This is a genomic window from Stenotrophomonas sp. KH_052, assembly GCF_057838755.1.
Genome location: NZ_CM174475.1, coordinates 2,992,113 through 3,015,247 on the forward strand (window position 1 = coordinate 2,992,113; position 23,135 = coordinate 3,015,247).

The 23,135-nt window shown below is 64.6% G+C and carries 23 protein-coding genes; 17 read left to right on the forward strand and 6 right to left on the reverse strand.

Annotated features, from left to right (window positions below):
• The first annotated feature begins 52 nt into the window (after positions 1–52).
• The 4 genes from AC3ITW_RS13830 (at position 53) to AC3ITW_RS13845 (ending at position 2,607) form a co-directional block, all read left to right on the forward strand.
• Positions 53–1,291 carry an NADH:flavin oxidoreductase/NADH oxidase family protein gene (locus tag AC3ITW_RS13830; RefSeq protein WP_489389641.1) on the forward strand — a complete coding sequence of 413 codons (1,239 nt, stop codon included), beginning with the start codon at positions 53–55 and terminating at the stop codon, positions 1,289–1,291.
• A 93-nt stretch (positions 1,292–1,384) separates the two neighbouring features.
• The gene (locus AC3ITW_RS13835) at positions 1,385–1,861 is read left to right on the forward strand and encodes a hypothetical protein (RefSeq protein ID WP_006374924.1); all 477 of its coding nucleotides are present in this window, start codon (positions 1,385–1,387) and stop codon (positions 1,859–1,861) included.
• 104 nt (positions 1,862–1,965) lie between these two features.
• A complete protein-coding gene (locus AC3ITW_RS13840; RefSeq protein WP_041864662.1) occupies positions 1,966–2,235 on the forward strand; it encodes a hypothetical protein in 270 nt (89 codons plus the stop codon).
• Positions 2,236–2,361: 126 nt separating this feature from the next.
• The gene (locus AC3ITW_RS13845; RefSeq protein ID WP_012511449.1) at positions 2,362–2,607 is read left to right on the forward strand and encodes a hypothetical protein; all 246 of its coding nucleotides are present in this window, start codon (positions 2,362–2,364) and stop codon (positions 2,605–2,607) included.
• A gap of 45 nt (positions 2,608–2,652) precedes the next feature.
• Here the strand turns inward: AC3ITW_RS13845 and AC3ITW_RS13850 are convergent, their stop codons facing one another.
• The gene (locus AC3ITW_RS13850) at positions 2,653–4,182 is read right to left on the reverse strand and encodes an FAD-dependent monooxygenase (RefSeq protein ID WP_489389642.1); all 1,530 of its coding nucleotides are present in this window, start codon (positions 4,180–4,182) and stop codon (positions 2,653–2,655) included.
• A gap of 82 nt (positions 4,183–4,264) precedes the next feature.
• Between AC3ITW_RS13850 and AC3ITW_RS13855 the strand changes: the two genes are divergently transcribed.
• Together AC3ITW_RS13855 and AC3ITW_RS13860 are read left to right on the forward strand one after the other, a co-directional pair.
• On the forward strand, positions 4,265–4,909 hold the full coding sequence (locus tag AC3ITW_RS13855; RefSeq protein ID WP_006375107.1) for a TetR/AcrR family transcriptional regulator: 645 nt from the start codon (positions 4,265–4,267) through the stop codon (positions 4,907–4,909).
• 73 nt (positions 4,910–4,982) lie between these two features.
• A complete protein-coding gene (locus AC3ITW_RS13860) occupies positions 4,983–7,124 on the forward strand; it encodes a TonB-dependent siderophore receptor (protein ID WP_489389643.1) in 2,142 nt (713 codons plus the stop codon).
• Between the two features lie 56 nt (positions 7,125–7,180).
• On the opposite strand, the gene AC3ITW_RS13865 is transcribed toward AC3ITW_RS13860, so the two are convergent.
• Positions 7,181–7,462 (reverse strand): hypothetical protein, encoded by a 282-nt coding sequence (locus AC3ITW_RS13865; RefSeq protein ID WP_012511452.1) that lies wholly within the window; start codon positions 7,460–7,462, stop codon positions 7,181–7,183.
• A gap of 209 nt (positions 7,463–7,671) precedes the next feature.
• Here AC3ITW_RS13865 and AC3ITW_RS13870 point away from each other — a divergent pair, with 209 nt between their 5' ends.
• From AC3ITW_RS13870 to AC3ITW_RS13905, 8 genes are all read left to right on the forward strand, one after another.
• Positions 7,672–8,346, forward strand: coding sequence for a response regulator transcription factor (locus AC3ITW_RS13870; RefSeq protein ID WP_012511453.1), 675 nt, complete (start codon positions 7,672–7,674; stop codon positions 8,344–8,346).
• Positions 8,346–9,695 (forward strand): sensor histidine kinase, encoded by a 1,350-nt coding sequence (locus AC3ITW_RS13875; RefSeq protein WP_006375112.1) that lies wholly within the window; start codon positions 8,346–8,348, stop codon positions 9,693–9,695. The genes AC3ITW_RS13870 and AC3ITW_RS13875 overlap by 1 nt, the downstream gene beginning before the upstream one ends.
• 323 nt (positions 9,696–10,018) lie before the next feature.
• Positions 10,019–10,435 (forward strand): hypothetical protein, encoded by a 417-nt coding sequence (locus AC3ITW_RS13880; protein WP_489389644.1) that lies wholly within the window; start codon positions 10,019–10,021, stop codon positions 10,433–10,435.
• 135 nt (positions 10,436–10,570) lie between these two features.
• Positions 10,571–11,761 carry an efflux RND transporter periplasmic adaptor subunit gene (locus tag AC3ITW_RS13885; RefSeq protein WP_006375116.1) on the forward strand — a complete coding sequence of 397 codons (1,191 nt, stop codon included), beginning with the start codon at positions 10,571–10,573 and terminating at the stop codon, positions 11,759–11,761.
• Positions 11,762–11,763: 2 nt separating this feature from the next.
• Positions 11,764–13,722 (forward strand): MacB family efflux pump subunit, encoded by a 1,959-nt coding sequence (locus AC3ITW_RS13890; RefSeq protein WP_489390364.1) that lies wholly within the window; start codon positions 11,764–11,766, stop codon positions 13,720–13,722.
• A gap of 90 nt (positions 13,723–13,812) precedes the next feature.
• The gene (locus AC3ITW_RS13895) at positions 13,813–14,196 is read left to right on the forward strand and encodes a hypothetical protein (protein ID WP_065724494.1); all 384 of its coding nucleotides are present in this window, start codon (positions 13,813–13,815) and stop codon (positions 14,194–14,196) included.
• A 26-nt stretch (positions 14,197–14,222) separates the two neighbouring features.
• On the forward strand, positions 14,223–14,600 hold the full coding sequence (locus AC3ITW_RS13900; protein ID WP_448123173.1) for an EF-hand domain-containing protein: 378 nt from the start codon (positions 14,223–14,225) through the stop codon (positions 14,598–14,600).
• A 115-nt stretch (positions 14,601–14,715) separates the two neighbouring features.
• Positions 14,716–14,913 (forward strand): hypothetical protein, encoded by a 198-nt coding sequence (locus tag AC3ITW_RS13905; RefSeq protein ID WP_005410142.1) that lies wholly within the window; start codon positions 14,716–14,718, stop codon positions 14,911–14,913.
• A 110-nt stretch (positions 14,914–15,023) separates the two neighbouring features.
• On the opposite strand, the gene AC3ITW_RS13910 is transcribed toward AC3ITW_RS13905, so the two are convergent.
• The 3 genes from AC3ITW_RS13910 to AC3ITW_RS13920 form a co-directional block, all read right to left on the reverse strand.
• Positions 15,024–16,346 carry a Smlt3024 family type IV secretion system effector gene (locus tag AC3ITW_RS13910; RefSeq protein ID WP_489389645.1) on the reverse strand — a complete coding sequence of 441 codons (1,323 nt, stop codon included), beginning with the start codon at positions 16,344–16,346 and terminating at the stop codon, positions 15,024–15,026.
• A gap of 31 nt (positions 16,347–16,377) precedes the next feature.
• On the reverse strand, positions 16,378–17,241 hold the full coding sequence (locus AC3ITW_RS13915) for a Smlt3025 familytype IV secretion system inhibitor (protein ID WP_012511459.1): 864 nt from the start codon (positions 17,239–17,241) through the stop codon (positions 16,378–16,380).
• Between the two features lie 197 nt (positions 17,242–17,438).
• Positions 17,439–17,786 carry a winged helix-turn-helix transcriptional regulator gene (locus AC3ITW_RS13920; protein WP_006375128.1) on the reverse strand — a complete coding sequence of 116 codons (348 nt, stop codon included), beginning with the start codon at positions 17,784–17,786 and terminating at the stop codon, positions 17,439–17,441.
• 102 nt (positions 17,787–17,888) lie between these two features.
• Here AC3ITW_RS13920 and acuI point away from each other — a divergent pair, with 102 nt between their 5' ends.
• Positions 17,889–18,878 (forward strand): acrylyl-CoA reductase (NADPH), encoded by a 990-nt coding sequence (gene acuI / locus AC3ITW_RS13925; RefSeq protein ID WP_006375129.1) that lies wholly within the window; start codon positions 17,889–17,891, stop codon positions 18,876–18,878.
• 128 nt (positions 18,879–19,006) lie between these two features.
• A complete protein-coding gene (locus tag AC3ITW_RS13930) occupies positions 19,007–19,327 on the forward strand; it encodes a hypothetical protein (protein ID WP_032971059.1) in 321 nt (106 codons plus the stop codon).
• 79 nt (positions 19,328–19,406) lie between these two features.
• Here AC3ITW_RS13930 and AC3ITW_RS13935 read toward each other — a convergent pair whose 3' ends face one another.
• A complete protein-coding gene (locus AC3ITW_RS13935) occupies positions 19,407–19,631 on the reverse strand; it encodes a hypothetical protein (RefSeq protein ID WP_006375131.1) in 225 nt (74 codons plus the stop codon).
• Between the two features lie 163 nt (positions 19,632–19,794).
• Between AC3ITW_RS13935 and AC3ITW_RS13940 the strand changes: the two genes are divergently transcribed.
• Complete coding sequence (locus AC3ITW_RS13940; protein WP_489390365.1) at positions 19,795–22,548, forward strand: UvrD-helicase domain-containing protein; 2,754 nt, start codon at positions 19,795–19,797, stop codon at positions 22,546–22,548.
• Positions 22,549–23,135: the final 587 nt, after the last annotated feature.

Sequence of the window (23,135 nt, forward strand, 5' to 3'; positions counted from 1 at the left end):
AATCAAACTTGGAGGTTAGCGTAGCGCCATTCCCCTGTCCTGGAGCTGTCCGATGTCGCTGTTCTCGCCTCTGGCACTGCCTTCCGGTGCCGTCATCCGCAACCGCATCGCCAAGGCGGCGATGGAAGAAAACATGGCCGACGCCGACCACGCTCCCTCGGCCGCGCTGCTGCAGCTGTACCAGCGCTGGGCCGACGGCGGCGCCGGGCTGATCATTACCGGCAACGTTATGGTCGACCGCCGTGCCATGACCGGTCCCGGCGGCGTGGTGCTGGAAGACGATCGCCACCTCGATCGCTTCATCGCCTGGGCCGACACCGCTCGTTCGCGCGGTGCGCAGATGTGGATGCAGATCAACCACCCCGGGCGGCAGATGCCGGCCGCGCTCGGTCAACCGGCGTTGGCACCGTCAGCGGTAGCGATGGATCTGGGGGCCCTGTCCAAGCAGTTCGCACCGCCGCGGGCGATGACCGGAACCGACATCGAGGAAGTGATTGCCCGCTTCATCCGCAGCGCCGAACTGGCCGAACGTGCCGGTTTCAGCGGGGTGGAGATCCATGCCGCGCACGGCTACCTGCTCAGTCAGTTCCTGTCACCGCTGTCGAACCGGCGCGAGGACCACTGGGGCGGCAGCCTGGAAAACCGTGCGCGCCTGCTGCTGGAGATCGTGCAGGGTGTGCGTGCAGCGGTGTCGCCCGCCTTCGTGGTGGCAGTGAAGCTCAACTCCGCCGATTTCCAGCGCGGTGGCTTCTCGCCCGAGGAGGCGCGCGCAGTAGTGGAGATGCTGGCCCCACTGGGCGTGGATCTGGTGGAACTGTCCGGCGGCAGTTATGAAGCGCCGGCGATGACCGGCGCCGCACGCGACGGCCGCAGCGTGGCCCGAGAAGCCTACTTCCTCGAATTCGCACGCGAGATCGCCACGGTGGCAACGATGCCGCTGATGGTCACCGGCGGCATCCGTCGCCGTGTAGTGGCCGAGCAGGTGCTGGACAGCGGTGTTGCCATGGTCGGCATCGCCACCGCGCTGGCGATCGAGCCGGACCTGCCACACCACTGGCAGCAAGGCCGCGACCAGGTGCCGAGCCTGCGCAACATCGACTGGCGCAGCAAGCCGCTGGCCGCCAGTGCACACATGGCCGCGGTGAAGTACCAGCTGGGCCGGTTGAGCCGACGCCAACCAACCGCCCCCGGCGTCTCGCCGGTGTGGGCACTGTTGCTGGCACAGGCCGCGGCCACATGCCGGACCCGCCGCTACCGACGCTGGATGGGGGAACGCGCGGCTGCGCACTGAGCCGGCAAGGCTTCTCATCGCCGGGGCAATACCCCACCATCTGCAGGATCGGCGGCACCCCGCCGCCGATCGCAACATGCAGAAGGAACCGACGTGGCAGCAGCACCGACCAAGGACCGCGAGAAACTGCTCGACGACCTGCTCTCGCTGGGGCGCAACTGGGCACTTGCCATCGCCATCGCCGGTGCCGGGGCTGCCGTGCACTACAACGAATCGGTATACGAAGCGGGACTCTGGCGCGGGCTGCTGCCCACGCTCTGCTTTCTGGTCGCGATCGTCTGGATCGTGCTCAGCATCATCCGTTTCGACCTGACCATCCAGCAGCACTTCGAGCGCAAGCTGTCGCGCTGGCTCAGCCGCCTGCTGTATGTCGTGCTGCTCGGCACCGGCGTTACTGCAGTGTTCTTCGTCACCGAACTGGCGGAAAACAACCACATCGCGCGGATGTGCGACTCGGTGGCCAACGAACCCGGCAGCCGCATCCACAGGTCGGAAGAATGCCAGCGCCTGTACCAGCACCGGGCGGCGTACCGGCAGCGGCTGGAATCGGCCGAGGGTGAGTTCGACTGAGCGCCCGTGCTGCAGGCACATGGCGCACACGAAGTACACGCGGCGTGGATATGGGGTCGGGCACAGTAGCTGCGCCGCCCTTCCATGTGACCACACCGGCCAGCATGTTCCGCCACCCTGCCCCTGCCCGCCACGATGCCGTTGCCCTGCAGGCCGGCGTGCTCGGCAGCGTGCTGGGCGTGGCCCTGTTCAAAGCGATCGCGTTGTCGTCGCTGGCGAGCGGATCACTGATGGTGATCGGCCTCTGGCTGCTGGCCTGTGCACTGCTGGGCGCCTGGGCGCTGGCGGCCTACCTGGCCTGCCTCGCATTGAGCCGGCGTGTGTTCGTGCTGATGCTGGTGCTGTGCACGGTGCTGATGATCTGCCTCGCCTGATCCGGGCAAGCGCGCAACTATCACTTAAACGTTACAAGATAACAAGTGCGATCAGTCGGATTGTGCGTGTCGGGGGTCACGGATTGGAATGCCATGGCCACCCGGCATTACCCCCGAGACCACGCCATGACCCTGCAGCCCCTGTATCGCGCCTCCCTCACCGCCATCGCCCTGGCATCGCTCAGCGCCTGTGCCACCTATGACGACAGCAACATGCATCAGGCCTGCCAGGAGTCGCCGCATCTGAAGGACCTGCCGCGCGAAGTGGCTGCGCGGGAGAGCCGCTGCAACAAGAGCATGGAAGTGTGGTCGAGCGAGCGCAAGGGCAGTGACAGGCCGCTGGATCTGAGCGGAAAGAAGAAGGACCTCTGACCACAACTGGCGCAGCCCTTGCCGGCTGCGCCACCGCTTTGCTGGTCAGCCTGCGGCCATCGATCCGAACCAGTGCCGCAGCGCATCGGACAGCCCGGCCCCATCACCCCCGGCATCACAGGCCCAGGCAACGATGCCATCCGGGCGCACCAGCACCGCGCCCAGGCCGAGCGTGTCATCCACCGCCTGCCTGACGAGGGCCAGGCGCCGTTGGCAACCCTCGATGCTTGCGCACAACGACGTGCCCGCGTAGAACACCAGCAGCACGCCCTGCCCTGCACGCAGCAGTTCACCCATGCGACGTCCATCGGCGATCAGGAAGTCCGGCGCGCTGCGGCCGACCAGCGGATGGCCCACGCCCAGGTCCAGCTGCTGTGCAACGCCCCAGATCCGCTCGGCCAGGTAGGTCGCACCATCACGGGTGTCGGCCAGATCGGCCATCACCGCCGCCAGCGCGCGCGAGCCAGCGCCCGGCCGCATCAACGCGACCTGCGCACGCGACCAGTCCAGCACCTTCGCGCCGATCGGATAGCGCTCGGCCTGGTAGCTGTCCAGCAGCACCTCATCGGCATCGCCACGCACCACGGCAGCCAGCTTCCAACCGAGGTTCATCGCGTCGCCGATGCCAAGGTTCAGGCCTTGCCCGCCCAGCGGCGAATGCATGTGTGCTGCATCGCCGGCCAGCAGCACGCGACCCTTGCGATAGACCGTGGCCTGGCGCGCGGCATCGGTCCAGGTGGTAGCCAGATGCACCGCGGTGATGGTTGCTTCACGTCCGGAGATCCGCCGTAGCATGGCCTGCGCGCGCTCCCGGTCCAGCGCCGTGCGATGACCGGCACCGCCGTCGAAATCCGCCAGTGCCAACACGCCTGGCGGATTGAAGTTGTACATTCCATCGGCGGTGTAATGACGCCCCGGTGTGAGCAGCGACGGATCTGCCAGCTCGACCAGCAGCGAGTGTCCGGTGAACTCCGGCTCGGTCCCGGCGAAGGTGAAACCTGATTGTTTACGCACAGTGCTGCGGGCGCCGTCACAACCGATCAGCCAGCGGCCACGCGTTGTACCGCGAAGGGTCTCCACGACGACCTGCTCACCTTCCATGCGCACCGCCTGCACCGCACTCCCGCGGTCGATGCGCACGCCAAGCGCGGCCGCCCGTTCGTCCAGCACCGCTTCCAGCGCCTGCAGTTCAATCGCCATCTGGAAGCCGACCGGCGACGGCAGGTGATACAGCCAGCGCTCGCTGGCCACGTTGTCCAGCGCAAACGGAATGCCAGCGAAGTGGCCGCCCAGCGGCCGGGGCTGCGCCAGCCAGTGGGCGGTGCCGGGCGGTGGTGCGCCCTTGTCGGATTTCAGCACCTGGCGCGCGGCCACCGCCTGCAGCAAGTCGCGCCTGTCCAGCGCCTCCAGGGTGGGCGTGTTCAAGCCGCGCAGCCCAAAGGGCAGGCGCTTGAGGGGTGATTCCGGGGACTCGGCCTGCTCCAGCACCAACACCGAACAGCCGGCCAGGGCCAGCTCGCAGGACAGGAACAGGCCGACCGGGCCAGCCCCGGCAATGACGACGTCGTACAGCATCGGAATTCCTTGTGAGCACCGGGCCGGCACTCTGGCGAAGCGAATGTTACACTCGGTGTACGTTTTCACAAGTGAACCGCCCATGACCCCGCCTCCGGGCCGCCGCGAGCAGCGCAAGGCCGAGACCCGACAAGCGATTTCGGATGTCGCCACCGAGCTGATCATCCGGCGTGGCTTCGAAGCCGTTTCCATGTCCGAGATCGCCGATGCCGCCGGGGTCTCGCGCAAGACGGTGTTCAACTACTTCGCCAGCAAGGAAGACCTGGTGTTCGACCGCGATGAGGAGGCCCGCGCGCTTCTGCGCGAGGGCATGGCCGCGCGCAGCGGCCTGACCCCACTGGCCGCGTTCCAGTCGCTGGTGCACGAACTGCTGGACAGCGGCCATCCCCTGCTGCGGGTCAACGCAGGCGCCGCCGCGTTCTGGGCCACCGTGGCCGCGAGCCCGGTGCTGGTGGCGCATGCAAGGCGACTGCAGGCGCAGCTGACCGACGACCTGACGCAGCTGATGGCGGCCTCAGCCGGGCGCCCGGACGGCGATGCCGAGGCGCGACTGGGTGCGTCGATGCTGCTGGCATCGATGGTGACCGCCTACGGCAAAGGACTGGCAAGCCAGCTGCTGGGCGAGGATCCGCGCGAAGCCATGGTGCAGTTGATCGTGCGCGGCGCCACCGGCGTACTGGTGGCCTTGGCAGGCACCCCCTATACCGACCCTGACGCGCGCCCATAGCGCATTCGGGGGATAGGTCACGAAGTGTTGCAAATGCTAATCTTTCTCATTTGCAGCCACATACCCCCTGCCCATGCCCCCTCTCCTGCTCCACAAACGCGCGCTGTACCTGGCACTGACCCTGCCCTTTGCACCCCTTGCCCTTGCCTCCGAGACCTCAACGACCATTCCCAAGGAGCTGGACAGGGTGGAAGTCCGCGGCCGTGCGCAGGCGCTGTACCGGGTGGACGACGCTGCGGTTGGCACCCGCACCGATACGCCACTCGAGTTGGTTCCACAGTCGATCCAGGTGATCCCGCGCGAGCTGATCGACGATCAGGCCGCGCGTCAGGTGACCGATCTCTATCGCAGCATCAGCGGCATCAGCTATTTCAGCTATGCCGGCGTGACCCTGCGCGGCTTCCGCCAGGAAAACGTGCTGTATGACGGCCTGCGCGGCGACCCGTACGCGGGCTTCTCGGTACCACAGCTGTTCAACATCGAACGCGTGGAAGTGCTGAAGGGGCCGGCCGGCGCACTCTACGGTGGTGGCGACGCCGGCGGCGTCATCAACTACGTCACGCGCAAGCCCAGGGCGGCCACAGAGCGCCGCATCGAAGTGCAGATGGGCAACCGGGATTTCCGCGCTGGCTCGATCGAAGGCACGGGTCCATTGAATGCCGCTGGCAGCGTGCGCTATCGCGCCGGCCTGTATGCCGACACCGAGCAGGGCGTGCGCTGGAACACCGACAGCGAAAGCGTGATCGGCGACGCCTCGCTGGCCTTCGATGTCGGCCGGACCGGCGAGCTGGTGCTGCAGTTCACCGATATCACACAGAACCTCGGTGGCAATCGCCTGCGCGGCGTGCCGGTGAATGATGCGGGCACCTTCCTGACCGATCGCCGCTGGAACCACAACGAGGCCAGCGACTTCCTCGACATGCGCGCCAAAGTGGCGCTGGCGCAGTACCGCTTCGCACCGCGCGACAACCTGGATGTGGATTTTGCCGCTCGCTGGTTCAGCAACAACGAGCACCAGATGTACCACGAGCCGATGGGCCTGATCGATCGTGACCGCGATGGCGTGGCCGAGTGGATGACCCGCCAGCTGCGCAACCAGATCCGCGACAACGAAGCATTCACTGCCAACGGTAATGCAGTCTGGCGGGTGACCACCGGCACCGTCGAGCACAAGGTGTTGTTCGGTGCGGACGTGTATCAGCTGGATGCGGATTTCACTGCACAGACCGCCAACAGCGCCGACCTTGCACGTGGTGCGGGGCCGGTGCGCGGCATCGACCTGTTCAATCCCGTGTACGGCGCCAGTACCTGGCACGACTACAACCTGGCGGCCCTGCCCTGGCGCAGCACGTCCACCCGCAGCAAGCGCTATGGCGGCTACCTGCAGGACGAACTGGCACTGGGCACACGCTGGCATGTGCTGGCCGGGTTGCGCTGGGATGGCTTCAAGGACGACGACCGCATTGCCGGCAGCAGCGTGGATGGCAACGACCTCAGCTGGCGGCTGGGCAGCACGTTCACCGTGCGCGAGGGCCTGAATGTCTATGCCAATGTGGCCAGCGGCTTCGTACCGCAGAGTGCTACCAACCAGAACCCCGCCGCTGGCGGGCCGTTCGATGCAGAACGCAGCAAGCAGTGGGAAGTGGGCATGAAGTCCCTGCTGGCCGACCGTGTGACCTTGAACATGGCCGCCTACCGGATCGACCGCAGCAATATCGTGCAGGCAACCGGCGAAGTGATCGGTGGCGTGAACCAGTTGGCCGCGCTGGGCCTGGTGCGCAGTACGGGCATGGAACTGGACCTGCTGGCCGACGTGACCGATCGCTGGGTGCTGAACCTGACCTACGCCTACAACGATGCGCGGGTGAAGGACGCAGGCCCGAATGGCATCACCAACGCTTCCGGCGACCGATTCGCCAATGCGCCGCGCAACAAGCTGGGTCTGTGGACGCGCTACGACCTGCCGTCGATCAATTCGGCCATCGGCTTTGGTGCTGACCATGTGGGTGAGCGCGTCAGTCTGGACGGGCAGACGGTGAAGGCTTACACCGTGTTCGACATGAGCTGGAAGACCACATGGAAGCAGTGGCAGTTCCAGGCCAACGTCAAGAACCTGTTCGACAAGGTATATGCAGCCAGCGGTTTCATCGCGCGCAACGGGCATTTCCCGGGTGAGCCGCGGCGGGTGTACGTGCAGGCCGCTTACAGCTTCTGACGCAGGGCTGTGGGCTGTGATGACGGGGAGGTGGCAACCCACCTCCCCTGTTGGTGTCAGTGCGAGCAGGCCACCAGCATCGAGCGGGTGGCCATCTGGGTGGAGGTGAAGCCGTTCTTGTTGCCCACCGCGATGGCGTTGCCGTCGTCGCCATCCTTGCTGAAGACTACATAGCCGCCTGGGCACATCTGTCCGGCCTTTTCGTAGCAGCCACTCCAGGAACTGGAGCCGCTGCAGTCGATGGAGACGCCGCGCCGGCCATCAGGGGTAACGGTCATCTTCGCGGTGGTACAGCCACTCAACGCGGCCACAAGCAACAACGGAACGAACAACTTCATGGGTACTCCAGGGATTGGGGGGCAGCGAGTGGGCGCCAAGGCTGGAGTGCCTGGATTGCGCGAACCTTGCGCCGCCGCCCACCGTCCTGGGTCATCACAGCCTTGCGGGACGTCCGGAAGGCACGCCATGTTCACGCAATGTTCCTGTAATACGGTGCCGGCGCGTGCCGACCCGCCCTGCCACGCCCCTTCCTGCCCAAGCCCTGCCGATGCACATCCTGCTGATCGAAGACGAAGCCGAACTGGCCGCCACCCTGAAATCCGCCCTGCAGCGCGAGCGCTACGTGGTGGACCTGGCCAACACTCTCGCGCTGGCCCGAGAAGCAGCCCTGTACGGATCGCACGACCTGGTGTTGCTGGACCGCACCCTGCCCGACGGTGACGGACTGGGATTGATTTCCCTGCTGCGTGAGCGCAACCCCGGGGTGCCGATCATCGTATTGAGCGCGCTGGGCCAGCTGCCAGACCGCATCGCCGGGCTGGATGAGGGCGCGGACGACTATCTGGCCAAGCCCTTCGCACTTGAGGAACTGTTCGCCCGCATCCGTGCTGCAGGGCGCCGGCCGAGCGGCATGCAGGTGGAACTGGTGAGCATTGGCCGGTTGGTGTTCGACCCGGCATCGGGTGAAGCCAGCGTGGGCGGGCAACGGCTTGAGCTGCCGCGCCGCGAGATCCGTGTGCTGACCGCGCTGGCCCGGCGCCTGGGTCGCACCGTGCTGCGCGAGTCAATTGAGATGGCTGTGTATGGATTCGATGACGGCATCCATTCCAATACGCTCGACTCTCACGTCTCGCGCCTTCGCCGCAAGCTGGCCGATGCCGATGCCCGGGTGGAGATCCACGCCATCCGCGGCGTCGGCTATCTGATGCGGGAAGCCAAGTAATGGCGCGTCGTCCATCGCTGAAGCGCCCGTTGATCGTCAAGACGTTGATCTATCAGCTGCTGGCGTTGCTGGTGGCGTTCTTCGCGCTTCTGATGGTGTTGATACGTGCCGACAGCGGTGGCTATTACAGCATCCAGACCTTCGCGCCGGTGGCCGCCGATGCAGTGCACCGCGACCGCAATGGCGACCTCTACGTGCAGAACACGCCGGAACTGGCCGAACTGCTGAAGATCGTTCCCGGCGCATGGTTCATCGCCGAGGATGAGCACGGCCACCACGTTACGTTCGGACCTGTGCCGCCGGCCTATGCCTCGCTGGTAGGCGCACTGGATGGCATCCCCTTTGGCGACCTGCGCGGGCGCGATCGCAGCGATGGCCTGGCCGTCGTGGTCCGCCAGCACAGCGGGCCGGCCGGCAAGCTGACCATCATGGCCCATGGCGAAACCGATACGCTGACCTGGCAGATGGCGCTGGCGGCACACATCATCACCCTGCCGATCTTCCTGCTGCTGGGCCTGGCCACCATCGTCCTGACACCGATCATCGTGAGACGAGCCTTGGCCGGGGTGGAGCGCATCGCCCAGGAAGCCCGCAACATCTCTGCCAGTCGGCGCGGTGTCCGCCTGACAGAAACCGCGGTGCCGGTGGAGATCGCTCCGTTGGTGACGGCGGTGAATGAAGCACTGGAGCGGCTGGACGAGGGGCACGAGCGGCAACGCCGCTTCATCGCCGCCGCCGCGCATGAGCTGCGCACCCCCATCGCGATTCTGAGGGTAAAGGTCGATGCGGCCGACGACGCCACCTCGCGCAGCCTGGCCGTGGAAGTGGCGCGGCTGGCGACGCTGGCAGAGCAGTTGCTGGATCTGCACCGCATGGACGAAGACGGGCCGAAGGAAACCATCAACCTGGCGCGGGTAGCCAAACGGGTGGCCGCCGATCTGGCGCCGCTGTTGATCCAGTCGGACAAGACAGTAGCCGTGGCGGTGGAATCGCACTTCCCGGTGCTCGGCGAGACCGGCGCAGTGGAGCGGGTAATCTCCAACCTGGTACTGAATGCTGCCGAACATGGCGGACGCCAGATCATCGTGCGCGTTCAGGGTAGCTGCCTGGAGGTCGAGGACGACGGCCCCGGCATACCGGTCGACCAGCGCGAACGGGTTTTCGAACCCTTCCAGCGGCTGCGGCCGCGGCAGACAGGCGCAGGCCTGGGGTTGAACCTCGTGCGCCAGGTGATCGACCGCCACGGCGGCCACGTCACGATTCTGGATGCGCCTGGCGGTGGTGCATTGATCCGAGTCGAGTTTCCACTGCACCCGGGCGTAACCAGCGCACCACCGCTGGAGCACTGAACACGCTGCATGCACCTGTGTAACTGGCACCTGTCCATGCGAAGCCGGTAGTGAGGACAGGCAAGGTTGCGGCAATGTTCGCTGGACAGCATCGGGGCGTGGCACCTGCCGTGCCACCGCGTTCCGATCTGACAGGAAGCCTGCATGTGACCCAGGGAGCTCCTCCACCGTCCTCTTCCACGCGCTCTGTGGCACCGCGGAATTCGCCGGGCCTTACAGCTGCCGCATGGAATCGCCGCCCACGCACTGGCCGCGCACTCGGCCTGGAACATTGGCCGCATTGGCTGCGGGCAGTTCCCGAACCCGAGCGCGCAGGTGTATTGATGCGGCTGTTCGGCGCCTTGTTCCTGCTGCTGCCCGGCATTGCACTGGTGGCTTCAACGTATCGGCACGCGAGCGCAGCGGCGGCGGCGGCCGTGCTCCTGTTCGTTGCCGTGCATGCAGCGCTGCATGGGTTGGCGGCATGGCGCGCGGCAACCTCGCGCCCGATGTCACCACTGCTGCGCGCTCTGGATGGTCATGCCGCCGGGACAATGATTGCCAGCGCGCTGCTGATCGCCATCGGTGCAGGAATGACGAAGCTGCCTGTTCCAACATTCTTCTGGTTGTTGGCCGGCGCGGTGAGTCAGCTCTTCGCTGCGCGATTGTCAGGTCACCGGCTGCGCAATGCACTGCTGGTTCTCGGTAGCGCCCTGCAGTTCATCGCCGTAGCATTGCTCGCCCTTCTTGCCGCACGCTGACACAGCGACAGCCCCGCAAGGTTCACGCAATCCAGCGCATCGAGACTCGACGGCCAACCCCGTCTGCCACCCCAGACGTGTGTCTCTTCTGCCGCGAGGACCCGCGATGACCTGTCTCTACTGGATGCTGCGCCGATGAGCGCCGCACCACGCAAGCGCCGCCGGGCGCTCATGATTGCTACCGCCCTGCTGTGCAGCGCACTGATTCTGTTCGCATGGTTGCGGCCGACACCACCACCGCAACTGCAGGTTGCACCCGTCGTTCGCGGCAACATCGAACAGGTGGTGGAAGCCACTGGCACGCTGAAGCCCTCGCGGCTGGTCAGCGTGGGTGCGCAGGTCTCCGGCCGCATCGACACCCTGCATGTGAAACTGGGCGACAAAGTGAAAGCCGGCGATCCCATCGCCGATATCGATTCGCGCACGCAGCGCAATGCATTGCTGAGCGCGCAGGCCGCACAGCGCACCGCGCGCGCCAACCGCGATGCACTGGCGACCGACCTGCGCCAGTTCGAGTTGACACTGCATCGGCAGCAGCAACTGGCTGCCGCGCAGCTGGTGGCCCGCGCCGACTTCGATGCAGCCAAGGCCAAGGTGGACGCCACCCGTGAACAGATCGCCGCATTGGACGGTGAAGTTGCGCGCCGGCAGACCGACGTTGATGTCGCGCAGACCAATCTGGAGTACACCCGCATCACTGCCCCCACCGACGGCACCGTACTGGCCGTGGTCGCGCGCCAGGGGCAGACCGTGAATGCGGTGCAGAGCGCACCGACCATCGTGATGCTCGGCGATCAGGACGTGATGACGGTGTACGCCGAGATCTCCGAGGCTGACGTCGTACACACCGCTGTTGGGCAGGAGGCGTTCTTCACCATTCTTGGTGATGCCGGTCGGCGCTACAGCAGCAGGCTTCGGGATATAGCGCCAGCACCGGAATCGATCACCAACGAAGACAGTTCCAGCCTCGCCGCACCGGCGGTGTCGGGTGGCAGCCGCACGGCCATGTACTACAACGGCCAGTTCGACGTGGACAACGCTGATGGCCGCCTGCGCAGCTACATGACCGCGCAGGTTCGCATCGTGCTGGGCCGCGCCAACGACGTACTGACCATTCCCTCGGCCGCATTGGGTGCGCGCGCCGCCGATGGCAGCTACAGCGTGCAGATACGCGGTGCCGACGGTCGCGCCAGTGCGCGGCGCATCACCACCGGGCTGGATGACCAGATCCAGGTGGAAGTACGCGACGGGCTGAAGGAAGGCGAACAGGTCGTGCTGGCGCAGGCCAACGTCGAAGCCGCCAGCGCACCCGCGCAACCCAAATGAGTATGACCATGATAGAGCCACTGCTGCGCGTTCGCGGCGTACGCCGTGAATTTGCCGCGGGCGAGCAGACACTGGTGGTACTCGACGGCATCGACCTGGATATTCACGCAGGTGAACTGGTGGCCATCGTAGGCCAATCCGGTTCCGGCAAGTCCACGCTGATGAACATCCTGGGTTGCCTGGATCGCCCTTCCGCCGGCGTCTATCAGATCGCCGGGCGCGAGACCGCGCAGATGTCGCCTGATGAACTGGCCGAACTACGCCGCGAGCACTTCGGCTTCATCTTCCAGCGCTATCACCTGCTGACCGATCTGACTGCACTGAGCAATGTGGAGGTGCCTGCGATCTACGCCGGCATGCCTGCCGAAGCACGCCATGCACGGGCAGCCACCTTGCTGTCGCGGCTGGGTCTGGGCGAGCGCATGCAGCATCTCCCCGGCGAGCTCTCGGGCGGCCAGCAGCAACGCGTTTCGATTGCGCGTGCGCTGATGAATGGTGGCGCGGGGATCTTCGCCGACGAACCCACGGGTGCGCTGGATACGCATTCCGGAAAAGAGGTGATGAAGATCCTCGGCGAGCTGCACGCCGAGGGCCATACTGTGGTGCTGGTCACGCATGACATGGCCGTGGCCGAGCATGCGCAGCGCATCATCGAAATCCGCGATGGGCGGATCGTGGATGATCGTGCAACCGGTACAGCTCTGGCAGCGGGCGTGGTGAGGCCAGCCGCGCCCCAATCCACGGGTAGCGGCGGCTGGCAGGTCTGGCGGGACCGGTTCGCTGAAGCCTTCCGCATGGCACTGCGCGCGATGAACGCCCACCGCATGCGCACCTTCCTGACCATGCTCGGAATCATCATCGGCATTGCTTCGGTCGTGGCGGTGGTAGCACTGGGCACCGGTGCACGGCAGGCCATCCTGTCCAACATCTCCTCGTTGGGTACCAACACGATCGAGATCTATCCCGGTTCCGGTTTTGGCGACCTGCACTCGGCGCGGGTGGAAACACTCACCCCCGGCGACAGCGTGGCCCTGGCCCGGCAGCCATTCGTGGACAGCGCCACCCCGGGTGTTGCCACCAGCGGCACCGCCCTGCGCGGCAACCGCTCTGCCAGTGTGCAGGTGCAGGGCGTCAGCGAGCAGTACTTCCGCGTGCATGGCCTGAAGCTCGGCGAGGGCGCTTTCTTCGGTCCACCCGGCGTGGCCGGCTACCAGCAGGTGGTGGTGATCGACGCCAATACCCGCGCACGCTTCTTCGCCGCGACCGACAATCCGATCGGGCAGACCCTGCTGCTGGGCAATGTCCCGGTGCGCGTGGTGGGCGTGGTGAAGAAAGACGCCGGTGCAGCCGGTGATGCATCGTTGCTGCGGGTATGGCTGCCCTACACCACCGCAATGGCGCGCGTACTGGGGCAGAGCCACGTCTCCAGCATCACCGTGCGCGTCTCGGATGCGATCAGCATGGAAGCGGCTGAGCAGGCCATCGCGCGACTGCTGACTCGCCGCCACGGCAGCACCGATTTCTACATGAGCAACAACGCGCAGATCCGTAGATCCATTGAACAGACCACCGGCATCCTGACCATGATGATCAGCTCCATCGCTGCCATCGCACTGGTGGTGGGCGGGATCGGGGTGATGAACATTATGCTGGTGTCGGTGACCGAACGAACCCGCGAGATCGGCGTGCGCATGGCGGTGGGCGCGCGACGCAGCGACATCCTGCAGCAGTTCCTGATCGAATCGGTGCTGGTCTGCCTGCTCGGTGGCGTGCTCGGCATCGGCGTGGCACTGGCGCTGGGCGCGGCCATGGAGCTGGCCGATGCGGGCTTCAGCCTGGTGTTCTCCGTCAATTCGATTCTGGCTGCATTCGTGTGTTCCAGCCTGATCGGCGTTGGTTTCGGCTTCCTGCCGGCACGCCGTGCCGCACAGCTGGATCCTGTGGAGGCGCTGGTTCGATAGCCGCTGCAATTGCTCGCCCTGACGGCAGGTTCGCGCAATGTCTGCGGGGTGTACTACGGCTACCAACGATGTCCGCACAGGAGCTGGACGATGTTTCTGAAGACAGGAAGAACCGCGCTGATTCTGGCGGTCGCTGCGCAGCTGGTGTTGATGCCGTACGCCGGCGACGCCCATGCGCAGCGTGGCGACCGCTACAACCCGCAGTGGAACCAGGACTACCGGGAACGGGATCGCGAAGCGTGGGAGCGACGCGAACGCGAGCGGGAACGCGAGCGCCGACACGACGCCAAGACCGCCGGTGTCGTGGTGGGCGTGGTAGGTGCAGCGGTGGTGGCCGGCGTGATTGCCGCTGCCGCCAAACGCGAGCGCGAGACCCGGGAGCGCGCCGACTACTGCATGAACCGCTACGGCAACTACGATCGTCGCAACGACACCTATCGCGGCGCCGACGGCTACACCTATCCCTGCCGCTGATCTGCAATTTTCAAGGAGAATCACCCATGACCAGGATCACGCTGTTGATCGCACTGTGCACTGCCCCGTTGCTGGCCCAGGCCACACCCACCGACCCGAAGCAGGCTTACATCGACGCCACATTCACCGCCATGGATGCCAACAACGACGGACGCATCGACAAGGTCGAGTACGCGAAATTTCAGCAGGAACGTTTCAGCAAGCAGGCCGATTCAATCGGCGCCGCGTTTTCCGCGATGGACAGGAACAAAGACGGCAGAATCAGCAAGGAGGAAGCCAACGTGGTGCCGGAGATCGCGAAGTACTTTGCGGGCCTGGACACCGATGCCGACGGCTACCTGTCGCTGAAGGAAATGCAACAGGCCATGGTTGCCGCTCAGACTGCAGACGCGCCAACAAAGTAAATCCAGGGCGGGGCGCTGAAGATGGATACCCATCCGGGCGCGGTGCGGGTTGAATACACCCTCTTCCCACGTTAGCCTCCGAGGTGCCCAAGGAGGGCTATCAACGGAGTGAAGCATGAAGATTGGATTCAAGCTGTCTGTTGCTATTGCGGCCGCTGCACTGACCCTTGGAATCGGCAGTGCCTCCGCGCAGTCCCGCTGTACCCCGTGCTACACCGCCTACGACGCCTGCCTCGCAGCGGGCAATGGCGAGAAGGTGTGCTACCCGGCGTTTGCCCGCTGCCTGCGGAACAGCGGCTGCACCATCCCGTAAGTCACGCACTGCCGTGATGTGTGCCGGCCCCCATTTCGGGGGCTGGCATTGGCTGTCAGGCATTGCCCCATGCTACTGATAAGGTTCCATACGCGATGGGCGGAGTGATTTCATCCCATCCGCATCGCGCTATTTTCGCGCGCCTGCACTTCGATATCCTGCTGGTGTTGCCCGGCGGTCTGCTGCAGCTCCAGACTGGCGGCTTCCATCTGCTGCAGCGACTGCGCAACCGGCGTATGCACTGCTACATCTGTGGGCATTGAAACGCGCAGGTGGGCGGGATCGTTCATCTCGCCCTGCACCACGAACACGTTCCGCCCTGCGGGAGTGTCGGCCGTCTGGGCGCTCAGCAGCACGTGATCGGCGCGTTCAAGCTGGTTGCGGCGGGCCAAGGCCATCACGCTCGCCACAAGACGCTCGCTGTTCTCATCGTGGGTACGCCCGGCGCTGGCATCGATCGCGGCAACGCCTTCGCGCACCTGCTGCATCAGTGCGTACTCCCGATGGCCGGGGCCGATGTCCGCCAGGCGGGTCGGGGCCTGTGAGGGATCCGGCACGTCGTCCGCCGCTGCGGTCAGCGGGCTGCGGGTAATGGTCCGATACGGGTCGTCCGGGTGGAACTGCGTACGTTTTTCCTGGCGTTCCAGACGAACCTCGCGCGCATCGTTGAGTTCAGCGATACGGGCGGGATCGGTGATCTCGCGCAGCGACATGTGACCGCCGCCCGCACTGACGCTGGCCCATTTCCTGTCGGCTTCGAAGTACACCGCGTAGTAGCTGTTGCCGCCGATGACGTTCGGATCGACCGCTGAGCGCCCCTCCAGTGCCTGGGTGGCTTCCAGCACGCTCAACCGGGTCAGGTACTGCCCGCCCTTCGCCCATCCCATCTGGCTGATGGCATCAACGCTGGTGTTGCCTACGCGCGGGCCTCCGGCGTAGTCGTTGTCGAGCATGTTGGTCCAGATCTGCTCCAGCTTCGCGGGGCCGCTCTTCTGCTCGGCCGCCTCCAGCAGCACGCGCGGCGTCCAGCAGTTGGGATCAAGCTCATGCCGTTCAAATGCCCGGTCGTGGGCCAGCATCACATCCTTGCCGGGAAGATTCAGTGCCAGGTCTGGGCGGCGCTCGTTCATCCACTGCTGCCGCAATTCAAGATCTCTTTCGAGCAGGGTCTGCCCAAAGGACTCCCACTGCCGCTCGGTCAACTGTGCATTTGAGAAACGCGATCCCTCATCCTGTTGGGTCTTCGCGTAGTTCTGTGCATAGGTGTTCGCTACACGTCCCGGAAGGCTGTCATTGCGTACAACACCCAGTGCCAGCGTCCCGTAGCCATCGGCTCCCGGCAGCTGCGACAGGTAGTTCCAGTAAAGCTCGCGGTTGCCGTCTCTGGCATAGCTGCCAAGGACTCTGAGATCGCGTTCGGTCAATCCATTCATACCCTGTCCCTTCTCTTCCTTGATTCACCGATCACTGGGACCGGGTGCGCGCGATGACATCCCTGACAACCTCTTCCATACGCTTCCAGTCCTTCAGAAACGCTCTCTTGTAGTCCAGGCTGACGGACAGCTTGTTGTCGATGTCCACGAAATAATGAACGCAGCCGGCTGCCACTTCTCCTGGCTCACTGATCACCTCGCTTCCCTCCAGCCGCACGCCGTCGCGTCGGAATTCCTTGCCGTCACATTTGATGAACGAGCTGATCCGGCCGTCGGCCTGGCGTGCGATGTACCAGTCTCTCTCGTAGGCGGGATTGCGGACAGGCGGCTTCCCGTACCGCGCCTCATACTTCTTCGCGTACACCACCATCTTCGCTTCGTCGATTGCATAGGGCGTCAGCCCCAAGGTCTCCGGCTGTGCAACGCGTTGATCGAGACGATCCCTGGGATCCTCCCTTTCCACAGAATCCTCTTCCGTGACGGCTTCATTTGACGACAGCCTTGAAAGCAGTGTTTCGACGGGAACGCGATCAACGTAGTTGATCCGAATGGGAATCTCCTTCCGGAAATCATTCGTACGCGGATTGGCCCGGGCACCTGGCAGTGTCGGCTTCATGTCCGGCCACTCGATGACCAGCGTCACGCCCTCGCCAGGCCACGGTGCGATCTGGCTGTCCAGGTAGTTGGCCTGAATGCGGAAGGTGTTCGGCCCCAGCTTCACGTCCACGGGGGCATCGGTATAGGTGTGACCGTTGATCGTGCGGCCGGTCTGGGTTGCGCCGGACATGGCGGGATTCCTTTCGTGTTCGGTGGACGGCGGACGTGCACACGCGCCGGCACTCACTACGACGGCAAGCGCGAGCGTCAGGCAACGGCCGGGAGACATCACGTGCATGGGCATTCCATTGCAGGGTTCCGGCGCCACTATAGGCAACCGGGCGTCAATGGAACAGGAATTGCTTCGCAGCCCGTCACCGAGTGAGGCGGCGCTCCACATGCGCTGCCTGCAGTACTGCGGCTATTCCCGTGGTCTCCAGGACGCTGCAGGGAGCATGGGCCATGTCGACGATGCTCGGCGCTCCGCCTCAGGTCTCAGCCGTCGCCGTCCGTGCTTCTATGGCCGCGATAGGTTTCACCCCACTCGCGCATCGCCAGCAGCACCGGCACCAGCGTGCGCCCGAACTCGGAAAGCTCGTACTCCACCTTCGGCGGAACTTCCGGGTACACGTGGCGGATCACCACGCCATCGGCTTCCAGTTCACGCAGCTGGCTGGTGAGCATGGACTGGGTGACATTGGGCACCCGCCGCGTCAGCTCCATGAAACGACGCTTGCCGGTCATCAGGTGAAAGAGGATGACAGGCTTCCACACGCCCCCCATCACCGACAGCGTGACCTCCACAGCGCAACCGCTCTTGCCGTCCCAACGCTTGCTACGCATGAATACTCCGGAAAACCATAGTACCTACGGAAAATCATCGTTCTTGTTGCGATAACGGTGCGAGCCTAGCATGGGCTCATCCACTGAACGTGAGCCCCCACCATGAGTTTCAAGGCACTGCTGACCCGCAAAACGAACGACGGCGTATCCACGGAACTGGTCGATTTCGATGACGCCAACCTGATGGACGGCGACGTGCTGGTGCAGGTTGAATATTCAACGCTGAACTACAAGGACGCACTGGCCCTCACCAATACGCGCCCGGTCATCCGCACCTTCCCGTTGATTCCCGGCATCGACCTTTCCGGCGTGGTACTGGAGTCGAGCAATGCCGATTTCCAGCCCGGTGACCGTGTCGTGTTGAATGGCTGGGACCTGAGCATGGGCCACCATGGCGGCCTGGCACAGCATGCCCGCGTGCGTGGCGAATGGCTCAACAGGATTCCCGACAACCTGACCACCCGCGACGCCATGGCCATCGGCACCGCTGGCTATACCGCCATGCTGTGCGTACTGGCCCTGGAACAAGCCGGCGTGACGCCCGACAAGGGCGATGTGCTGGTGACCGGCGCCAACGGTGGCGTCGGCTCGATCGCGGTGGCGATCCTTTCAAAGCTGGGCTATCGCGTTGTGGCCGCCACCGGGCGCCCGGAACACGCCGAGTATCTGCACAGCCTGGGCGCCGCCGAGATCATCGATCGCGCGCAGCTTTCAGAACCGCGCGACCGTCCGGTGAGCGCCGAACGATGGGCCGGCGTCGTCGATGTGGCTGGCGGCCCTACCCTCGTCAACGCGATTGCCGAGACGAAATACCGCGGTGCCGTCGCCGCCTGTGGCCTGGCGCAGAGCGACGCGCTGCACGGCTCGGTGCTGCCCTTCATTCTCCGCAACGTGATCCTTGCAGGCGTGGATTCGGTGAATGCGCCGCAGGACGTTCGCCAGCGTGCGTGGGACCGGCTTGCCACCGACCTGGATCCGCAGAAGCTTGAAAGCACGGTGCAGCTGATTGGGCTTGCCGACGTGCTTGAGGTTTACGAGCAGATCATTCCGGGCAAGGTGCGTGGGCGGATAGTGGTGGATGTGAATGCCTGAGGAAGCCTTCGCAGCGGATTCCATCCGGCAACGAATGGTGAACACGCCGTGAAACCATGCGAGCGGCAGTGGCCGCTTGCCACTGCTGCTCGCATACGCTCAGGTTTCCGTCGACTGTGGACACCGCCATGTCAATGACTGCACTCGCACTTGCGACCGCTCTTTCCGGCCTGCCCGACATTGCCTGGGAGCGCGAGCGCGGCGAAGACGCACACCAGCTGATGCTCTGCCAGATCCATCGCGATGAGCTGATGCAGGATGACGCGAAGAGCGATGCCTACCAGCGTGCCAAGGCGGTCTGCGATCTCCTGGCGCGTGAGTACAGGAACAAATGGGATTTCGATGCGCAGGAGGCATTGGCGGCATCGACAGTGGATCTGGATGAGCTGATCCGGCGGGGAGACCTGGTTGAGGTGCCTCCAACAAGGCAGGACCGCGTCTACGAGTGATTCCGTGCTGGCAGGTGCTGGCAGGTGCTGGCACCTGGAGCTGCCGCAGGGCAACCAGTTCCAGTGCCGATCGGCGAGGCTAGCGGATGCGACTCCGCGCCAGTGCCAGGCGCCTGATCTCGTCTGGCAGAAGGATGACGCCGTCCTCCATCTCGATGCGCATCTGCGAGACATCACCCTCGTGCCCCTGCATTGCAGCGGTCACCAGAATCTTCAGAGCATCCGTGCGGATATCGTAGCCGCCGACGGTGTGCTTCAAGGTACCTACGCTGTTCCAGTCGTTTTCCATGATCGGCGCCCACATCCACAGGCTTCATGCTGGCAACGGCCTTCACGAACGTCAATGAAACCGGTCGCATGGCCGGCCATGAAGTGAAAAGCCACAAGCGTCGTCAACGCCCCTTATCATGGAGGGGTAAGGGCTCTGCAAGCCCAGTTGACGTACGCAAGGCAGTATCTGGATGTCTATGGAATGGCGCCCCTCGGGCTGGGGCCTGCGTGTGACCCGCTCGCCAGGCTGGCAGCTGTGGCTTGACGGCGAACATATTGAACTTTTGATTGAAGGCCGCCAGTACCGGCAACACGTAGCTGACGACGAGCGCGTGCAGGTCATCCCTGGACTCTTCTGGGCCAAGGTCGTCCTACAGACCCAGGGCGACGGCGTGCTGACCATGAATGGACTGCCCAACGGCCAGGCCTCCCGGCTCGCGGCAGCGCTGCAGCAGGTGCGCTTTGCGGGTACCACGCGCGGGCGCAAGGCACTGTTCGACACGATTCTGGAGCAGATCCAGTCGTGGCTGGCCGAAGCAGATGCCCTCATCGACCGGGGCAGCACCGGCCGCCGCTGGATCACGCACGAACAACAGCAGGCACTGCTGGCCGGTCGCCCCGGCCTGCCGCTCCCGCAGCGCGAGCTGGAACAATTGTTCCTGGATGAGGATGTGCACAAGGACCTGCATTCGCCCAGCCACCGTGTAGCACTGGACGCCCTGCACGACTGGCAGCTGGACTGGCCCACGGCCTGGGCCGACGCCAACGCAACCATGGCAGCGCGCGAACGGGTACTGGCCAAGGACTTCCTGGACCGCGTCGAGAGCAAGCCGCTGACCGACGAACAGGCCCGCGCCGTCATCTGCTTCGACAACCGCGTGCAGGTCGTCGCCTCCGCTGGCTCTGGCAAGACCTCCACCATGGTCGCCAAGGCCGCTTATGCCATCGATCGCGGCTTTGTCGAACCCGAACGGATCGTGATGCTCGCCTTCAACAAGGATGCCGCCAGGGAGCTTGAAGAGCGCGCGCAGCGATGCTTCGACCGGCTCGGCATGGGCGACACCGTGGTTGAAGCCCGGACCTTCCACGCCCTCGGCCTGGCCATCGTCGCCAAGGCCACCGGACGCAAGCCCGACATCCCCGAATGGACCACCGACGCCACGCTGGGCTTCAACAAGCTGGCCGAACTGGTGGACGACCTGAAGGATCGCTCGACCCACTTCCGTACCCAATGGGACATGTTCCGCCTGGTGTTCGGGCGCGACCTGCCGCCATTCGGCGCGGAAATGGAGGCCGATGGCTACGACCGCGATGGCACGCCCTACATCCGTACCCTGCAGGGGGAACGGGTGAAGAGCCTGGAAGAGTGCGTCATCGCCGACTGGCTCTTCTACAACGGCGTGACGTACGACTACGAGCGACGCTACGAGTTCGACACCGCGACAGACACCCATCGCCAGTATCGTCCGGACTTCTACTATCCGGACGCCCAGCTGTATCACGAGCACTTTGCGCTGGATGCCGATGGCCAGCCGCCGAAGCACTTTGCCAACTACAGCGAAGGGATGCACTGGAAGCGCCAGCAGCATGTGGCGCGCGGCACGGCCCTTGTCGAGACGACATCCTTTGGCCTGCGCAGCGGGCATGCCCTGCTGGACCTCGCAGAGAAGCTTCGTGAGTGTGACATCGAGCTCGACCCGAATCCGGACCGCGAGCTGCCCGATCAGGGCGCTAAGCCGATGCCCGATGCGGACCTGATCGGCTTGATGCGGACCTTCATTGCCCATGCCAAGAGCAACTGTCTGACGCTGGACGATATGGCCGCGCGCCTGCGGCAGATGCCCGAAGACCAGTTCAAGGAGCGGCACCGTCGCTTCCTGGAAATCGCCGGGCCGGTCTTCCAGGCCTGGGACAACGCGCTGGCTGACGAGCGTGGCATCGACTTCGAAGACATGCTCAATATGGCCGCTGGACTGCTGGAACAGGGCCGCTACGAATCGCCTTACGATCTGGTGATGGCCGATGAATTCCAGGACGCTTCCCGCGCCCGCGCACGCCTCTGCCGTGCATTGGTCAGCCAACCGGGCCGCCATCTGTTCGCGGTGGGCGATGACTGGCAGTCGATCAATCGCTTCGCCGGTGCCGACGTTTCGGTGATGACCGGATTCCGCGAGTGGATGGGCCATGGCCAGGTACTGAAACTGGAGCAGACGTTCCGCTGCCCGCAAGCACTGTGCGATGTGTCCAGCCGCTTCATCAGCCGCAACCCCGCGCAGATCGCCAAAGCAGTTCGCTCAGCTGCGCCAGCAATGGGCCCGGTGCTGCAGGCGTTCCAGATGAATCGGCGTGAGGAGGTGCAGGATGGCGTTCGCCAGTACCTCGCCAAGCTGCATCAGCAGTTGTTGTCCGGGGCGGGGCCGCAAGGGCGCAACGGACGCGTGACGGTCTTCATCCTGGGGCGCTACCGCGCCGATCGCGGCGCAGTGCCTTCGGATTGGCAAGCGGCCTTCGGCAGCACGATGGACGTCGAGTTCCTGACCGCACATCGATCGAAAGGACGCGAAGCGGACTACGTGATCCTGCCGGGCATGATCAACCGCAGCTTCCCGAGCCTGCGCTCGGATGATCCGGTGCTTTCCTTGGCGATGCCGGATGGGGATACCTACCCATTGAGCGAAGAGCGGCGGTTGTTCTATGTCGCGCTGACGCGGGCGCGACGGTCGGTGGCGATGTTCACCCTGCAGGGGAAGCACTCGCCGTTCCTGGACGAGCTGGTGAAGGACGGGGCTGTGCAGGTGACCGGTGTTTCAGGTACGGCCATTTCGGAAGAGCGCTGCCCGGTGTGCAAGGTAGGGGTGTTTGTAGACCGGAATGGACCGCATGGGGCTTTCCGGTCGTGCTCCGGTTACCCGTTGTGCCATAACAAGCCGAAGGGTGGGCGTCGGGGATGAATGCATCCCCGCCCCTTCGGCACGCACCCGCCCGCCTGCATCAGAGGGCGCTTCTACGCCATGGCGTCTCCGGAAAAGAAAAAGCCCCGGCTGGACCGAGGATCTCGTCTGGATGACGGCAAGACTGCGGGCGTCGTAAAGACCCTGCAAATCCCCACGGTGTTTTCTTACGGGATAATGCAGCCGTTCGCACGCATGCATTGCGTATAGTTTCGAATGCAGATGCTAACGTCTGCGCCTGACGCCTCACACGCCCTGTACTGTACCTCGCAGACGGTACAAGGGCCGGGGGCTTTCGCCGTGGCGCTACTGACTCCAATGGTCAACGCACAGGCCGCAATAGCAACAGAAAGCTTGAATCCAATCTTCATGCCATAACTCCGTTGATCGCCCTCCTTGAGCATGCGCAGCCTAGCGCGGGTACCTTGTACATTCAAATTGACTGGCACAAGTCTCAGCGCTTGTGTGACCTGCGCACTCTACTCTGCGGACGCTTGAACGATAAGCCAACCAAGGCCTTCAACGAACGTAAGGCACGCATGGTCGGCGTCGTCTTGGGGCCAGTAAGGGCCATCCAGCGCGAACAC

Excerpts from the sequence above, each read along its gene's own strand:
- AC3ITW_RS13830 (WP_489389641.1), top strand. The coding sequence starts at position 53 with ATGTCGCTGTTCTCGCCTCTGGCACTGCCTTCCGGTGCCGTCATCCGC.
- AC3ITW_RS13840 (WP_041864662.1), top strand. The coding sequence starts at position 1,966 with ATGTTCCGCCACCCTGCCCCTGCCCGCCACGATGCCGTTGCCCTGCAG.
- AC3ITW_RS13845 (WP_012511449.1), top strand. The coding sequence starts at position 2,362 with ATGACCCTGCAGCCCCTGTATCGCGCCTCCCTCACCGCCATCGCCCTG.
- AC3ITW_RS13850 (WP_489389642.1), bottom strand. The coding sequence starts at position 4,182 with ATGCTGTACGACGTCGTCATTGCCGGGGCTGGCCCGGTCGGCCTGTTC.
- AC3ITW_RS13855 (WP_006375107.1), top strand. The coding sequence starts at position 4,265 with ATGACCCCGCCTCCGGGCCGCCGCGAGCAGCGCAAGGCCGAGACCCGA.
- AC3ITW_RS13860 (WP_489389643.1), top strand. The coding sequence starts at position 4,983 with ATGCCCCCTCTCCTGCTCCACAAACGCGCGCTGTACCTGGCACTGACC.
- AC3ITW_RS13865 (WP_012511452.1), bottom strand. The coding sequence starts at position 7,462 with ATGAAGTTGTTCGTTCCGTTGTTGCTTGTGGCCGCGTTGAGTGGCTGT.
- AC3ITW_RS13870 (WP_012511453.1), top strand. The coding sequence starts at position 7,672 with ATGCACATCCTGCTGATCGAAGACGAAGCCGAACTGGCCGCCACCCTG.
- AC3ITW_RS13875 (WP_006375112.1), top strand. The coding sequence starts at position 8,346 with ATGGCGCGTCGTCCATCGCTGAAGCGCCCGTTGATCGTCAAGACGTTG.
- AC3ITW_RS13880 (WP_489389644.1), top strand. The coding sequence starts at position 10,019 with ATGCGGCTGTTCGGCGCCTTGTTCCTGCTGCTGCCCGGCATTGCACTG.
- AC3ITW_RS13885 (WP_006375116.1), top strand. The coding sequence starts at position 10,571 with ATGAGCGCCGCACCACGCAAGCGCCGCCGGGCGCTCATGATTGCTACC.
- AC3ITW_RS13890 (WP_489390364.1), top strand. The coding sequence starts at position 11,764 with ATGACCATGATAGAGCCACTGCTGCGCGTTCGCGGCGTACGCCGTGAA.
- AC3ITW_RS13895 (WP_065724494.1), top strand. The coding sequence starts at position 13,813 with ATGTTTCTGAAGACAGGAAGAACCGCGCTGATTCTGGCGGTCGCTGCG.
- AC3ITW_RS13900 (WP_448123173.1), top strand. The coding sequence starts at position 14,223 with ATGACCAGGATCACGCTGTTGATCGCACTGTGCACTGCCCCGTTGCTG.
- AC3ITW_RS13905 (WP_005410142.1), top strand. The coding sequence starts at position 14,716 with ATGAAGATTGGATTCAAGCTGTCTGTTGCTATTGCGGCCGCTGCACTG.
- AC3ITW_RS13910 (WP_489389645.1), bottom strand. The coding sequence starts at position 16,346 with ATGAATGGATTGACCGAACGCGATCTCAGAGTCCTTGGCAGCTATGCC.
- AC3ITW_RS13915 (WP_012511459.1), bottom strand. The coding sequence starts at position 17,241 with ATGCACGTGATGTCTCCCGGCCGTTGCCTGACGCTCGCGCTTGCCGTC.
- AC3ITW_RS13920 (WP_006375128.1), bottom strand. The coding sequence starts at position 17,786 with ATGCGTAGCAAGCGTTGGGACGGCAAGAGCGGTTGCGCTGTGGAGGTC.
- acuI (WP_006375129.1), top strand. The coding sequence starts at position 17,889 with ATGAGTTTCAAGGCACTGCTGACCCGCAAAACGAACGACGGCGTATCC.
- AC3ITW_RS13930 (WP_032971059.1), top strand. The coding sequence starts at position 19,007 with ATGTCAATGACTGCACTCGCACTTGCGACCGCTCTTTCCGGCCTGCCC.
- AC3ITW_RS13935 (WP_006375131.1), bottom strand. The coding sequence starts at position 19,631 with ATGTGGGCGCCGATCATGGAAAACGACTGGAACAGCGTAGGTACCTTG.
- AC3ITW_RS13940 (WP_489390365.1), top strand. The coding sequence starts at position 19,795 with ATGGAATGGCGCCCCTCGGGCTGGGGCCTGCGTGTGACCCGCTCGCCA.